This is a genomic window from Elizabethkingia occulta (assembly GCF_002023715.1).
GTDB classification, from domain to species: domain Bacteria; phylum Bacteroidota; class Bacteroidia; order Flavobacteriales; family Weeksellaceae; genus Elizabethkingia; species Elizabethkingia occulta.
In genome coordinates this window covers 140,249-155,812 of the sequence record NZ_MAHX01000007.1, presented here as the reverse complement: position 1 = coordinate 155,812, position 15,564 = coordinate 140,249, and the positions used below count along the sequence as shown (strand labels likewise).

Below are 15,564 nucleotides of genomic sequence, written 5' to 3'. Positions count from 1 at the left end.
TCTGACTAAAAATTGAAATTGATTCCCATCTGTCCTCTGATTCCTGAATAAGAGATGTTTTCAACACGGCTCTTTACTCCCATATAATAGCGGTTGGGTTCGTTGAAAATATTATTAAGCTCTACAAACAGACGAATATTTTTATTAATGCTGTACGAGGCAGAAGCATCTACCGTAAAGTTTTTATCAAAATATTGGTAATGATCCGGACCTGCTGCAGTTCTCACTTCGCTAACGTAGTTTCCTTTATAATTTCCCGCAAGGCGAAGCATGAATTTGCTGGTTTCATAAAATAATATAGCATTGAATATATGCTTGGCCTGATTAGGAATAGTAGCCGTCATAGTACCTGTCTGTTTTCCGTTTTCATATACAGGCATCCTCATTTTGGATGTGATATAGGTGTAATTTCCTTCAAAGCCGAGGTTCTTTAAAAATCCGGGAAGGCCTTCAAAGCGTTTCGATATTCCTGCTTCAAATCCAAAAAGGCTGGCTCCTTCCAGGTTTTTGGGCGAGGTAAATGTATATGGTCTCCCGCCGATATCCACAATAGATTGATCTTTGTAAATAAGATTGGTAATATCTTTATAAAAAACTCCCGCCGTAAAAAGATCCAGCTTACCAAAATAGTTCTCAAACATCAGGTCAAAGTTGTTGGAAAATGTAGGTTCCAGTTTGGTATTTCCCTGATTGACGGTATTGGTAATGTCGTTTATAATAGTTCCCGGATTAAGATCGTTGAAGTCCGGCCTTGCAAACGAACGGGTATAAGCTGCCCGAAGGATACGGTCTTTACTAAGATTCCATTTTACATTGACCATCGGAAGGACTACGTTATAAGTTTTACTATCTTTTATATCCTCCGCTTTATCTGTAACAACTTTCTTTCCCCAGAATGTAATATCATTATATTCATTTCTAATTCCTCCCAACAATTGAAAATTGTCAGTGATTTTCCAGGTTCCCATAATATAGGTACCCCAGACTTTTTCAGTTCCACGGTAAGAACTTGTCAGGTTGGAGTTGCTGTCTTTTTTGCTTACCTGCATCAAACCCAGATGGTTTTGAGTTGCAGCATCGTACATACTGTCGATCTGCCCATTGGTAATCTGGTCGATAATAACAGCATTATACGGATTACCCAGGGGATTCATAAAACCTCCTTTGTATGGAAATCCTTCACGCTCCAATTGATTCATATAAGTAACAGGGCTACCCGGAATTCCTAATGAAGATTTAGGCATCCAGACCAATACACTGGCATCTACTACTTTTTCTTTATTTGCGTATTTTGTTCCAAACTTTAATTCAAAATTATCCGACACCTTATACTTTACATCCGTTTGTCCTCTTAAATCTGTCTCGCTGTTATGATTCTGACTAAGGATTACCTGATTTAGCTTTAGCTGATCTGCTGCTATTGGAGTTTGCTGATGTGGTAATGTATAATCACCCGTATCCCCTATACCGTCCGGCGCATCCATCGCCATATATTTCCTGCCATCCGCAGAGAGATTTCCGTATGTCATGGGCTGGATAAAATTAACAATAGGATATCCCCGTTCAGATTTCTCCAGATTCTTCGGTGAGTCGAATCTGAACTCTGAGCGTGCTTTTGATAACGACCAGGTAATTTCCATGCGCTGACCAGCCTGATGACTCCCGCCTAATTCCATAGAGTATAAATCTGTAAGATAATCTGCATGTCTGGCCTGAAGTGTCACATTCTTGTTATCAAAATTGAAATAAGTTTCCCGCACAGACTGTCCGTCTTTATACTGGCTATACAATCCTCTTACATATAGTTTATTCCGGCTGTTGATCTCATAGTCCATTCCCATATTAAAACCTAGTGTTCTTCTGTTGGCCAGATAGTCCCGAAGTTGTAACTGATTAACAGAATAAGAAGCAGTCTTATCAGCAAGTCCGTAATTGAAAATGTTTCGCATCTGATCTATTGCTGTAGAGCGTTCCCAGATTACAGCGGAAGTAATGAATTTCAGTTTATCGGTAATCTTATTTCCATAAACCACGGAAGCATTATAAGTTGGAGCTTTAGCCATATTAACGTATCCACTAGCTGCACTTACTGCTAAAACTTCTTTATTAGGTGATGTTTTGGTAATAAAATCTACGTGTCCTCCAATAGCATCACCATCAAGATCTGGCGTAAGTGCTTTGGATAAACGTACATTCTGGATTAATTCAGACGGAAAAATATCCATTTGTATTCCACGGTTAGCATTGTCTCCACTGGCACTCGGCATTCTGTTTCCATTGAGTGTAGATGCTGTCCATTGTATAGGTGTTCCTCTTACAGCAACAAAACGTCCCTCTCCCATATCCCGTTCAATAGATACACCCTGCATTCGTTGTACAGCGTCGGCGGCATTACGGTCCGGAAGTTTCCCAATAGCATCTGCAGAAAGAACTTCTGTAATTGTATTGGAATTCTTTTTCATGGTAATAGCCCTGGCCTGGGAAGCTTTGTATACACTGGTAACAACAACTCCCTGGATATTATTCTCTTTAACTTTTGTACTGCCTAGCTTAATCAGTCCTAAACTTACCGGAGTGGTTCCTGAAATCGTAAAAGGGACGGAAAGATTATCATAGCCTTTATATTCTATAATCAGTTTGTATGATCCATCCGGAATATTATTCAGAATAAAGGAACCATCTATATTAGAGGTTATACGCTCCTGCCTGTTTTCAATATATACAAGGGCATTGGGAAGGTTACCTTCATTATCTGTCACAGTTCCGCTAACGGAGGTCTGGGCAAAAGCAAAAGAACCTAAAAAGAAAAATGCAGCTTTCGTTATCAAAAGTCTTTTTCGTGTCATCTTCGTAAAATTTTGCACAAAGATGTCTGTCCCCCAAAAAGTTTTAGTTCATTAAAATTTTATACAACTAAAATTCGGAAACCACAAAAACAAACTATTGATTTTCAGAAAATTACAAATATTAAATTATTGTAAACTAGGTAAATACTCTGAAGGAAGACAGTTAAATTCTCTCTTAAAATATTTGTAAAAAGTGGATTTGGATTTGAAACCACACTGAAAAGCAAGATCGGTAACATTAACTGAAGGATCCTGTGTCAGGATCTGTTTAAAATGCATAATGCGGTTTCTGTTGGTATACTCATGAAAATTAGAATTCAGGTACTTATTAAAGGTTATACTAAGATCTGCTTTACTAATTTCCAGATGATCTGCCAGCTGACTCAGCGTAAATTCTTCATCAAGATAAACGTTACTTTCTTTATAAAAATACTCTATGGCTTTCTGTAGCGAATCAAAATCTATTTTTGAAAGATCTTTATACTGATAGGTCTCCTTGGATTCAGCAGATTGCAGAATAATTTCGCGTTCTTCTTTCAGTCTGAACTGGTACGTTAAAATATAAACGTACAATATCCACCCGAACTGAATAAGAAACATCAGAATATAAACCTTCTGATATTGTATTCTGTCTGATGAAGAATAAGAAATAGCATATAAAATGAGGATACTGGCAAGAATATAGCACAAAAGATATCTGAAGTTATTTGCTATAGCATGATTAACAGTTTTCCGATGCTTCACTAAAAGAAAAATAGACAAAGCAAGACACAGAATCCAGTAATAAGTATAGTAAATAAAATAGGCTTTGTAAGAAGCTATTGCAGTATCTGCCCATGAAAGACCAAGCAATTTTGCCGATATCGCTACCGTATGATGCACCACGACTAAAGACAAAGGTGGTATAAGATACTTCAGCTTGTCCCGCCAGCGGGCATTAATAAGATCTGCTGTAGCATAAAGAAAAATTAAACCCTTAAAAACACGCAGGCTTCCCGGAATTTCATACATCACCCATTCGTACCCGAATCTCTGAATAATAAAATATTCATACCCCATATCCAATACTACTACCAGAATATAGAGCAACAGCATATTGAGCAGAGATTTTCTGTTTTTTATTAAACACATTAAAAATGCAAGCGTGATCAGCGCCTGAAGCATTACTACCATTATAATATATAACATGGCTGGCTAACGTTTGCCCAAAGTTATATATTTTCACTGTAGCTCCTTTTAACTGTTTATTAAATCTGCAAGAAATAAATCCCGGGGACTATACAGCACTCGAAAACAGTAAAATACTATCACTCAACTAAAAAAAATCCAAACTAAAATATAATGCGTCAAGTTTTGACGCCACGAGCCAGGATATTTGCCTTGTCGGTTATCTGATCATGGTTGATGGTTGATGGTTGATGGTTGATGGTTGATTGCTGGCAACAGACAACCAATAACCGACAACAGTCACTAATCTTCTCATTTAAAACCTTATAAAATTAAAGCCTATGAAACACTACATCACAAAACCACCGTAAAACACCATGAAACAAATGAATCAATTATTAACCTTTTAAAATTTAAAATATTATGAAAAACACATTTTTATTACTCACTTTATTTACTTCTATTGGGCTGTCTGCTCAGAGCTTAAGCCAAACATATTTTATAAAAGATCCAGGATCAGTCAACAATTTCGGCAACGGCTATACTTTTGCCTATGAATCATCTGGCACTCCGTTTAGTGGTGCATTAATAAGCTTCGGAGGTCTTTCAAATCGTTATGATGCACAGATCAATGCTGATTATGGACCTCATGGTGGTAATCGTATTGCTTTCAGAACAAGAAACGGTGATGCTAGTGTCTGGAATAACTGGCAGGAATTAGCCACCAAAGGCAGCAATGAGTTTTCTGGAGACCAAAATATACTGGGAAATGTAGGGATTGGAACAACTTCTCCTCAGGCGAAACTCAATATCTATGGTGGACATGCAGATACCACTTTACTCTTGCACTCGGCTGGAGATGGCGTCAATGCACCAGCTTATTTAAATTTATGGGCATCTGAACCTGCTGCCTCTTATACAGGTGTTGGTATTGGAAACAATATTAACCATTGGAATAATGTTACTCCTTTTTCCCGATTCAATAATACGAGAGGAGGCTCATATATAAGGCTACTGGAGAATCAAATTGTATTTACTACTGTAGATGCTACTGGAAAATTTGTACAAGCATTAAATATTGCAGCAGACGGCAATGTTGCTGTTACCAATAAACTCGAAGCCAAAGAAATTAAGGTTACCACTACTCCAACAGCCGATTTTGTTTTTGAAGATTCTTACCAGCTTCCGGACTTAGCCAGTGTAGAAAAACACATTAAGGAGAAGAAGCACTTACCGGAGATTGCCTCGGCTGCCGAAATGCAGAAAGAAGGCGTGAATATCGGAGATTTTCAAATTAAGCTTTTACAAAAAATCGAGGAGCTGACACTTTATTCTATTGAGCAGAATAAACAAAACAAAGAACTATTCCGCACTGTAGAAAAGCAACAAGAGCAGATTAAAAATCTGGAAAAAAATATTCAACAATCAACCAATACAAAATAAAATATCATGAAAAAGCTAAGCATACTACTATTAGTATTACCTGGATTTTACTTTGCCCAACTAAGTACACCACAAGGGCAGGTACAAGCAACCACCAATCCGGAATTTAAACATGTAGGAATCGGGACAACTACTCCACAAGCTATATTAGACATTCATGCTAATGAAAACATCCCTATTATAAGAGGAAATGGAGGTTATATTCCGACGGGATTACGTTTCATTGATGATGCCTACACGCAACCCGGACAAGTAAAAGAATGGGCTATATGGAAAGGAAATACATGGGCTAAGGGATTAGGCTTCTATCGATATGATGCTGTTAATCGTTGCCAGGGTGGCATTTGTGATATCACATTATTTCTCCAAGACAATGGAAATGTTGGGATTGGATATGAGGCTCCCAAGTATAAATTGGATGTAAATGGTTCCGCCCGATTCCAAGATATAATTAGTGGAGGTATCAATAGTTGGATTTTTCATTCTCCTGATGATGGTAGAACAACATTGCATATTGCTCCTAAAAATGATGCACTAGATTGGGATTGGGGTAAACAATTTATTATTAACGGAGCCAATGGTAATGTAAGTGTAAGTGGTAAACTCGAAGCCAAAGAAATCAAGGTTACCACTACCCCAACCGCAGATTTTGTTTTTGAAGATTCTTATCAACTACCCGACCTAGCCAGCGTAGAAAAACACATTAAGGAAAAGAAGCATCTACCAGAGATTACCTCAGCTGCTGAAATGCAGAAAGAAGGAGTAAACATCGGAGACTTCCAAATTAAACTTTTACAGAAAATCGAAGAACTCACACTTTATTCTATTGAGCAGAATAAGAGAATTCAACAACTCGAAAACGAAATAAAAACTCTAAAAAAATAATACTATGAAAACTTTAAAATATTTAATTACGCTCAGTGTCCTGATTTCTACACTAGGATTTATAAAAGCACAGAACTACAATCCTATAATCAATTACAGCTTCAATGATACTCCGGTGCATGGAGTCAAAATAATAACCAATATTCCATTTATCAACCAACAGGGAATGCCAACCATTATTATTGAAGGTTATAATTATTTTGATGGAAAACCTATTGGATTAATATTCAACTGGTATATATACGAAAATGAATTTATTAACAACAGTATCTCTTCTTTTGGTGCCTATACTCCCGAGGTAAAACTTTCCAATGAGAATGGCAAAGTTGTCATTTTTATCAATGACAAAAAATATTTTAATCGATTTACAGTAAGAGGTTTTGCCCATGGTATGAGTGAAGAAATATCCTGGTTTTCTAATTGGAGTGTTGCTGATGAGCCTCTTTCGGGCACTAAAACGGTTACCATTCCTTATAAAAATACTGTAGGTGAATTAAATTTCCCTGCAGGTATAATTACCAGTAATGGCAATGTGGGGATTGGAACGACAAATCCGGAGAATATAGAAGGATGGAACAAAGTAATGGAAGTAAAAGGATTTTCCAATTCTAAATTAATTACTTCTACATCTGATATTACAACTGGGATATGGTCTCACAATACTGATATCTTTTCCGCTCCGGCCGGGGGCTTAGCTGGAACTCATACCAATCATCCGTATAGTCTAATCACAAACAAAACAGCAAGAATGACGATTGCCACAGATGGCAATGTCGGAATTGGAACAACAACTCCTTCAGAAAAACTTGAAGTTAATGGTTCTGTATATTCAAATGCTGATAATTCTTATATCGGAATAGATGCACAAGGAGAATCAAGATTAGGTATTGTTAAAAAAGGAGGATTTGGTCCTGTCATTTCTTCAGGTTCCAACTACCCTATTATTTTAGGATCATGGAATACACCTGATATCAGGAACAATATTTTAAGTGGCAGTTTTAAAGAGCATTTAAGAATTAATACTAATGGAAATGCTTCTCTTCAGGGTAAACTCGAAGCCAAAGAAATCAAGGTTACCACTACTCCTACCGCAGATTTTGTTTTTGAAGATTCTTATCAACTACCCGACCTAGCCAGCGTAGAAAAACACATTAAGGAAAAGAAGCATCTACCAGAGATTGCCTCAGCTGCTGAAATGCAAAAAGAGGGTGTGAATATCGGAGATTTTCAAATTAAGCTTCTACAGAAAATCGAGGAGCTCACACTTTATTCTATTGAGCAGAATAAACAAAACAAGGAACAACAGGAAAGAATCCAAAAACTTGAAGGACAGATTAAAGTCTTACTCAACAAATAAACTTCTCAATACTACAGTAAAAAAACTGAAAATATTTTTTTAATGCGTCAAGTTCTGTCGCCACGCGTGAGGATCTTTGTTGGAGAAAGAAAAACAATAAAAATAAAATATTATGAATCCATTAAAAAATCACAAAAGCAGATCGCCTTAGAAAGTGGTTATTAAATCTCAAATTAAAAATTAAAAACAAAAAATATTGAATACAATGAAAACATATTTTACATTATTTTCTTTCGCGTGCGCTACTATACTAAACGCACAAAAAAAGGAATTAATCTCATTCCCTATAAGCGCAGAAGCCTATAGTATGTCGAAAGTTGAAAAAATGCCGATGGATTACTTTAGAGGAAAAGCTAATATAAATATTCCTATATACACCATAGTTGTTGATGATGTTTCAATTCCAATTAGCCTATCTTATAATACAGGCGGAATAAAATTAAATGAAGTTTCGAGTATAGTAGGTCTAGGCTGGGCTTTAAATATTCCCGGAAGCATACAGCAAGAAATAAAAGGAATAAGTGATTTCTCAGCTAATACTATTTCAAAAGACATCAATGATTATGAAAAGTATCGTGGAATTACCTTAACAGCAAAGACAGATCTAGAAAATCACAAAAAAGCAGAAGAACTTGAAGCAATATTGGATAATGCATATGATACGAAACCCGATATATTCAACTTTAATTTACCTACAATCTCTGGGGCGTTTATTCTACAAAACAATAATGCTGGATCGTTTATACTTAAAAAAGATGAGCTTAAAGGATTTACTATTCCCAATGAAGACGTTATTATAGATATTGATAAAGGTAAATTTCATATAAAAGATTCAAAAGGTATTGAGTATTGGATGGGACCTAAAAGCTCAGTTTCAAGTTATTATAATTATAAAATATCTCAAAACTCGACATCTCATGCTATAGATAAAATTAAGATTAATGATAAGTTTATATCGTTTGTCTATGCTAAAGAAAATGTATATAAGGAACAAAATTCAGTTGAAATAGCTAATTTAAAATTCTCTGTAGATCCTGCGGGATCATATTATAAACAGCCCCCACTTCTTAAATATGAAAAAAAACCTTCTTATACTACATCGGCTGATAATTTAATTAATAAAATAGAGTATGATAAAGGCGAAATTATTTTCCTTTATTCTGATGATGAAGGCATGAATTTCTCAGATGGAACTAAGTATAGGAAAGACTTAGAAGGAAATCAAGGAGTTGCTCTTAGGAAAATTTTAGTTAAAAATAAGTCTGGAGATATTATTAAGGAAGTAACTTTAAATTATAGTTATTTTGATAATACAAATATGGATAAAACATATGAAGACTACAGATTAAAACTAGTGAGTATTCATGATAATTTACAAAATAATGATTACAAATTTACCTATGATGAAGAGTTTAGTTTTCCAAGAAGAAATTCCAACAATGATGATTATTGGGGATATGTTAATAGCCTAGGAGGAGATAAAGGTACTGGGATCCCTTTAAATTATACTAGTAATACAAATATTCAGATTCCAGTAGTAGATTATGGCCAACTTTTAAGGCGGGATCGTGAGCCTGATGAAAAATATACTAAAATTGGTAGTCTTAAATCAATACAATATCCAACTGGAGCAAGAAAGAATTTTTATTATGAATTACCTTCAAGTAATAATAATGGAAAAAAGATAGCATATTACGTAAATGATCGCTTGGAAATCTCTAGTATTCAAAGTGGATTAAATGATATGGGTGGACGTAAGGATTTTGTATTAGATGACAATATATACCAAAAAATATATGCAATTAGCAAAGAAGCGGAGATTGGTAATATAAGTGTCATTTTCAATAATATGTGTGATAATGCATCTTTACCAAATAATCAATTACCGCCAGAAGGATCGACAAGATGCATTGGCGCAATTAGCTATGGTACAAATTATTATTCCGGAGGGAAAACACAAGCTTTAGAGTGGCCTAGAAATAGTACATCAGGCTCTATAAAAATAACTAAAAATGGTAATTGTGTTTGTAATGCGACGGTTAGCCTAAACTATCGCTATCCTGTATATTCTGAATCACCAGATAATAATAAAACAAATTACTCTGGCTTGCGTATCACTAAAATAGAAGACATAGACCAAAATAATATTTCCAATGTTTACACCTATTTGTATGGAAAATATGATCAAAATAAAAACTTTACACCAATTATTAAACTAAATCAGCCTTATAATTTTTCAACGATTACCCGGAGACATATTAGAGGGGTACCATTAGATGATTACCAGACACCTGAAGGCTTCATTGAAAAATATCTAACAATTCAAAATTCTACTCAAAATAGTAATGCTTACGGAAGCTCAGATGTTGCGACATATCCTTATGTTATAGAAAAAAGTGAAAAAGGTAGTGTTTTAATGGAATTTAGTGAAGGAGAATTACCCCAGTTAGGCTATAACAGATGGAAAGCAGGAAGATTAAAAAAAGAAACTTACTTGAATTCTGCAAATGAAGTTGTTAAAACAGTAGATTATGTTGAAAAATTAAGTCCAATAAAAAATAGCTTATCGGGTTATACTGTTAATCCTAATGTACCATATATGGCTGCTTTTTATACCAATTTTGACATCTTGCCAATTGAACTGGCTTATAATACTGATATACAAATAAACGCCATAGAGTCAGCCAAGATAGAAAACATTAAAACTATAACGAAGGAATTTTTAGGTGATAAAGTTATAGAAACAAGTGTTACCAATAATTACTCTGATACTAATATTAACAATCCGATAAACATCCAAAACACAATAACCAAAATTTCTGATGGCTCGTCCTCCGAAACCACCTACCAATACGCCCACGAAAAAGGCAACCAGTATCTTATTGATAAAAACATGATCGGGATTCCGCTTCAGACAACTGTCACTCAGAAACAAAATGATAATGATCCGGGAAAAACAATTTCCAAATCAGAGATTTTGTATCCTGTCAGTCAGGCTGATGCCAATGCCAGAACCTCAGGATTAGCATTACCTGTTTCAGTATTAGGCTTTGATCTACAAAATCCGAATGATGCTTCAAAAGCACAAACTGAAATCACTTATGATCTGTATGACAACAAAGGAAATATTCTTCAGTACTCTGTAAAAGGAAAACCTGTAACCGTCATTTGGGGTTATGGTCAGACACAACCTATTGCTAAGATCGAAGGCGCTGCTTACAACCAGGTTTCTGCTTATGTATCTGCTATTATTGCTGCATCGGATGCAGATAACACACAAGGAACTGACCAGTCTGAACAGGCTTTAATTGGAGCTTTGGATATTCTTAGAAACAATACCGCATTGTCTGCTTATCAGATTACGACTTATACTTATAATCCATTGATTGGAGTAACGAGTATTACACCACCTTCAGGAATACGGGAGATCTATAAGTATGATTCAGCTAACAGACTGGAATCCGTAAAAGATATAAACGGAAATCTGTTGAAAGAATATCAATACCGATATAAGAATTAAGTACGAAGTTAGAATTACGAGGTGCAAAATACTGAAATTAAGAGAGAAAAGCAGGTTGGTGCTTTCATCACCTGTTCTCTCTTTAATTAGAAGTTAGAAACTAGAGGTTGGAAGTTAGCCCCTATAGCCTTATAGCTGAACCTTTGGTAGTTCTTATTACTACCCTTTCAAAAAACACAAAAAAGCTAAAACTCTTTTTTAATGCGTCAAGTTTTGGCGTCACCAGCTAGGATCTTTGCTTTAACAAAAGAAGTTAGGGGTTATCGGAATAGGTTGATGGTTGATGGTTGATAACTGATAACTGGTAACTGACAACCACCAAATCATATAACTTACAACCTTACAACTGAATCACTGAAAAACAAAAACACAAAAAATCGCAAAAAGTAATTATTAATCTTTAAAAACCAAATCGTTATGTTTAAGTTCAAACATTTTTATACCATGGGAATTCTCATGGCAGGGACTCTCTCATCCCATGCCCAGATTATTCTCACCAATCCGGTAACAGAACAAAACAAGTCTGTTACCGATCCTTACAGCATCAGGCTCCTGCCAGGGTTCAATGCCGCTTCGCCTGCCGTCAATAGCTTCAGGGCTTCTCTGGGAGCATCTTCCAATCCCAACCCTACGCCAAATAATTATGCTCCTGATCCGACAGCTTCCATATCGGTGAATGAGAATTATGTTTACTCACGTACTTATCTGGCACCCCGCTCTTCCTCGGATCCTGCTGCGCCTCAGCAGCAGAGTATCTCTTATTTCGACGGACTCGGCAGACCCAAGCAGGAGCTTTCTATTAAGTCTACACCAAATGGGAATGACTTGGTTACTGACATTCCGTATGACAGCTTCGGGCGTCAGGTGCAGTCCTGGCTTCCGGTTCCAATGAACTCTCTAAACGGAAATATACAATCCGGAGTTCAGGCTGCAGCCCGGAATCATTACAAAAAGGCTGACGGATCTGTAGATCCTCTGGCTTATGGAGAGAAAACACTCGAAAACTCTCCTCTGGACAGAGTACTCGCTCAGGCTGCTCCGGGCTCTGACTGGGATGGTAAAAAAGTACAGTATCAATATCAGGCCAATGCTGATAATGAAGTCTACCGTTATACCACCAGTACTTCCTGGAGTAATAATGCAACAGTTTCTGTTTTGGGTTTAAGTGGTACCTACGGAGCCAATAGTTTGTACAAGAATGTCGTTACCGATGAAGACGGAAACTTAACAATAGAATTCAAAAACGGACAGGGGCAAACGGTTCTGATACGTAAACAAAATGGTTCAGAAAATCTGGATACTTACTATGTGTATAATGAATACAATCAGCTTGCTTTTGTTATTCCGCCTTTAGCCATTCACAAAGGTGTTGATGCTACACTCCTTAATGAACTGGCTTATCAGTACCGTTATGACGGTCAGAACAGACTCGTGGAAAAGAAGCTTCCGGGGAAAGACTGGGAGTATATGGTTTATGATAGGCAAGACAGACTGGTATTAACTCAGGATGGAAAACTCCGCCAGCAGAATAAATGGCTCTTCACCAAGTATGATAAATTCGGAAGAGTCGCTTATACAGGATTACTGGACAGTGAGCCGGGAAGAGATGCCCAACAAAGCAATATGGTTCATTTTGGTGTTAATAACGAAGAAAGAAGTACTTCCGGTTTTTCACAAAACGGAGCAACTGTTTATTACAGCAGTTCAGCCTATCCTGTTAGTAACTTTACTCTGTTAACCGTTAATTATTATGATGAATATCCACCGGGAAGTCCGGCTGTGTTCAATGGTGCTTCGGTTCTGGATTCTGTTCCGGTGAACGGAAGAAGTACAAAAGGGCTTCCGGTCGCTTCTATGGTAAAGAATATTGAGGATAATGGCTGGACAAAATCTTATACCTGGTATGATGATAAAGCAAGACCTGTAGCCACAGAATCTCAGAATCATCTTGGCGGTTATACCAGAACAAGTTCTGTATTAGCTTTCTCCGGTGTACCCACCAGTACAATAACCTATCATAAAAGAGATGCTTCATCCGGGGAAATGGTGATGAAAGAAGATTTTTCTTATGATCATCAGAATCGTCTGGTAAAACATACCCATCAGTTAAATGGTGGTCCTGTGGAAGTTTTGACGGAGAATATCTACAATGAGCTTGGACAGTTGGAAGCCCGAAACATTGGAAATGGTATTCAGTCCATCAAAAACGAATACAACATTCGTGGAGCTTTAACCAAAATGAACGACCCAAAGAATCTGCTGAATAAGCTTTTCGGATTTGAACTGAAGTATATTAATCCAGCAGGAACTTCTAAAAAGTACAATGGCAATATTGCGGAAACCGACTGGGCTACACAAAGTGACGGAACATTAAGACGTTACAGTTACCAATATGATGGGGTAAACCGATTAAAAGAAGGTAATTACTGGGATAATGCGGGAGCTATTAGTGGTTCGTATGCGGAGAGGTTGAATTATGATGTGAACGGAAATATTACGGGATTGCAAAGAACCGGTCAGGGTGCCGGGGTAATGGATCAGCTGGGTTATACGTATGATCAATCGGGGAATAGTAATAAACTGATTAGGGTGAATGATGCTTCGGGAAATGCAGCGGGTTATCCGGTGGGTGGAAATACGATTGGTTATGATATCAATGGTAATATGGTGAATCATCTGGATAAGGGGATTTCGAATATTGCTTACAATTATCTGAATTTACCGAGCAGTATTACAGCTTCCATAGGGAATACAGATTATGTATACCGCGCGGATGGGACTAAGGTAAGAAAGGTATTTGGGGGTAAAACCACGGATTACCTGGATGGGTTCCAGTATGAAAATGGTGTGTTACAGTTTGTACCGACTGCGGAAGGTTATTATGATCTTACTAAAAATAAGTATATTTACAATTATACAGATCATCTTGGAAATGTAAGGCTAAGCTACACCAAAGGTGCTTCCGGAGGAGCGGAGATCATTGAAGAAAACAACTATTACCCGTTTGGTTTAAAACATCAGGGATATAACTCGAATTCTTTAGCTAATAATGCTTATCAGTATAAATACAATGGTAAGGAACTACAGGAAACCGGAATGTATGACTATGGTGCCAGAATGTATATGCCGGAATTGGGAAGATGGGGGGTACATGATGATTTAAGTGAATTACAACTCCATTATAGTCCATACTCATATGTTTATAATAATCCTCTATTCTACAACGATCCAACTGGCATGATTGGAGAAAACATTACAGGTGATGATGAAATTAAAAAGAAAACTGTTGTACAAGAAATTAAAGAAGTCGTTATAACCAAATACAAATCTCTTTCATCTAAATTTACGGCTCAGATTAATTTACGGGAAATTGCAAAAATGCTAACACCAATTAGACCACTTGATTCTGATGAAGTTGCGAATCTTAATGCCAAATATGGTTCGCTAGGACAAGGTTTCGGTAGTGATTTGAGTATAATGTGGAAGCAGATTAGAGATATTCCGAGTAATTTAGCCGATACAGTAGAGAATATTAAAAATATCAGTGAAAGTGAGAATAAAGAAGAAATAATAATAACAACTGTTATTCTAGCGGTTAACTTGAAAAAGGGGAAAATTGGAAACGTTGCTAAAATGGGGAGCTTTGGAGGGAAATTTATGAAGCTAGCCAAAACTCTTAAACTAAATATAAATAGTCCAACAACTATGAGTATCCTCGAAAATGCAGATAAAACAGTACAAGAGTTTATTTCTACTCATAGACAGGGTAATATAAAGTCAGTGTTTCCAGCAGAACATTTAAATAGTACAGTTAAGGAAGCTTTGCAAAGTGGAAACACAACTGTTCGAAAACTTTTAACAGATAGTAGATTTTTAAAATAATGAGAAATAAAAGCAAAGAAATAAACGACTTATTGACTTCCATTAAAGACGAAAAATTAAATGGCTTTAATATTGTGGATTTTTGGGATTCAGATCTTACAGCGATAGGTATACAGTTTAATAAAGTTTTAGTTTATATATCTTCATATAATTATTCTATAACAGGAAAATATAACATAATTATTGAAAATTTTGATACAGGAGAAATAATTGAAACTGAAAGAACCATTAGTTTTTTTGATACGCTAGCTAAAATAAAAGAGCTTTCAAAATCAGAAAATAGTGTTTAATCAAAATTCCCCACGTTAGCGCGAGTCTCAGGCTCGTGATTAACCTAAAATATCTTAATGAGCTGCCTTTCCAGGCAGCTTGTTTTTATTAATATGTTATATTTACATTGGTACGAGCGAGGCGCTTACACCGGCGTATACCAAATTATATATTACAAAAAATTATGAGGATTA

8 protein-coding genes are annotated in these 15,564 nt (G+C 36.3%); 6 read left to right on the top strand and 2 right to left on the bottom strand.

Going from position 1 to position 15,564, the window contains the following annotated elements; all coding sequences use genetic code 11:
- Positions 1 to 5 precede the first annotated feature (5 nt).
- Both BAZ10_RS05455 and BAZ10_RS05450 read right to left on the bottom strand, forming a co-directional pair.
- The gene (locus BAZ10_RS05455; protein ID WP_078771202.1) at positions 6 to 2,846 is read right to left on the bottom strand and encodes a TonB-dependent receptor; all 2,841 of its coding nucleotides are present in this window, start codon (positions 2,844 to 2,846) and stop codon (positions 6 to 8) included.
- Between the two features lie 126 nt (positions 2,847 to 2,972).
- The gene (locus BAZ10_RS05450) at positions 2,973 to 4,034 is read right to left on the bottom strand and encodes an AraC family transcriptional regulator (RefSeq protein WP_078771201.1); all 1,062 of its coding nucleotides are present in this window, start codon (positions 4,032 to 4,034) and stop codon (positions 2,973 to 2,975) included.
- Between the two features lie 402 nt (positions 4,035 to 4,436).
- On the opposite strand from BAZ10_RS05450, the gene BAZ10_RS05445 reads away from it, so the two are divergent.
- The 6 genes from BAZ10_RS05445 to BAZ10_RS05420 all read left to right on the top strand — a co-directional run bounded on the left by BAZ10_RS05445 (position 4,437) and on the right by BAZ10_RS05420 (position 15,390).
- On the top strand, positions 4,437 to 5,456 hold the full coding sequence (locus BAZ10_RS05445; RefSeq protein ID WP_078771200.1) for a DUF3450 domain-containing protein: 1,020 nt from the start codon (positions 4,437 to 4,439) through the stop codon (positions 5,454 to 5,456).
- A 6-nt stretch (positions 5,457 to 5,462) separates the two neighbouring features.
- Positions 5,463 to 6,341: a hypothetical protein gene (locus tag BAZ10_RS05440; RefSeq protein WP_078771199.1), complete on the top strand. Its 879-nt coding sequence runs from the start codon at positions 5,463 to 5,465 to the stop codon at positions 6,339 to 6,341.
- Between the two features lie 466 nt (positions 6,342 to 6,807).
- Positions 6,808 to 7,698, top strand: coding sequence for a hypothetical protein (locus tag BAZ10_RS19470; protein ID WP_411898099.1), 891 nt, complete (start codon positions 6,808 to 6,810; stop codon positions 7,696 to 7,698).
- A gap of 205 nt (positions 7,699 to 7,903) precedes the next feature.
- Positions 7,904 to 11,218, top strand: coding sequence for a hypothetical protein (locus BAZ10_RS05430; RefSeq protein WP_078771198.1), 3,315 nt, complete (start codon positions 7,904 to 7,906; stop codon positions 11,216 to 11,218).
- Positions 11,219 to 11,635: 417 nt separating this feature from the next.
- A complete protein-coding gene (locus BAZ10_RS05425) occupies positions 11,636 to 15,100 on the top strand; it encodes a DUF6443 domain-containing protein (RefSeq protein ID WP_245803762.1) in 3,465 nt (1,154 codons plus the stop codon).
- A complete protein-coding gene (locus BAZ10_RS05420; protein WP_078771197.1) occupies positions 15,100 to 15,390 on the top strand; it encodes a hypothetical protein in 291 nt (96 codons plus the stop codon). The genes BAZ10_RS05425 and BAZ10_RS05420 overlap by 1 nt, the downstream gene beginning before the upstream one ends.
- Positions 15,391 to 15,564 lie beyond the last annotated feature (174 nt).

Bases quoted from the DNA above. Each gene is read 5' to 3' on its own strand.
- BAZ10_RS05450 (WP_078771201.1), bottom strand. From the start codon at position 4,034: ATGTTATATATTATAATGGTAGTAATGCTTCAGGCGCTGATCACGCTT.
- BAZ10_RS05440 (WP_078771199.1), top strand. From the start codon at position 5,463: ATGAAAAAGCTAAGCATACTACTATTAGTATTACCTGGATTTTACTTT.
- BAZ10_RS05445 (WP_078771200.1), top strand. From the start codon at position 4,437: ATGAAAAACACATTTTTATTACTCACTTTATTTACTTCTATTGGGCTG.
- BAZ10_RS05455 (WP_078771202.1), bottom strand. From the start codon at position 2,846: ATGACACGAAAAAGACTTTTGATAACGAAAGCTGCATTTTTCTTTTTA.
- BAZ10_RS05425 (WP_245803762.1), top strand. From the start codon at position 11,636: ATGTTTAAGTTCAAACATTTTTATACCATGGGAATTCTCATGGCAGGG.
- BAZ10_RS05420 (WP_078771197.1), top strand. From the start codon at position 15,100: ATGAGAAATAAAAGCAAAGAAATAAACGACTTATTGACTTCCATTAAA.
- BAZ10_RS05430 (WP_078771198.1), top strand. From the start codon at position 7,904: ATGAAAACATATTTTACATTATTTTCTTTCGCGTGCGCTACTATACTA.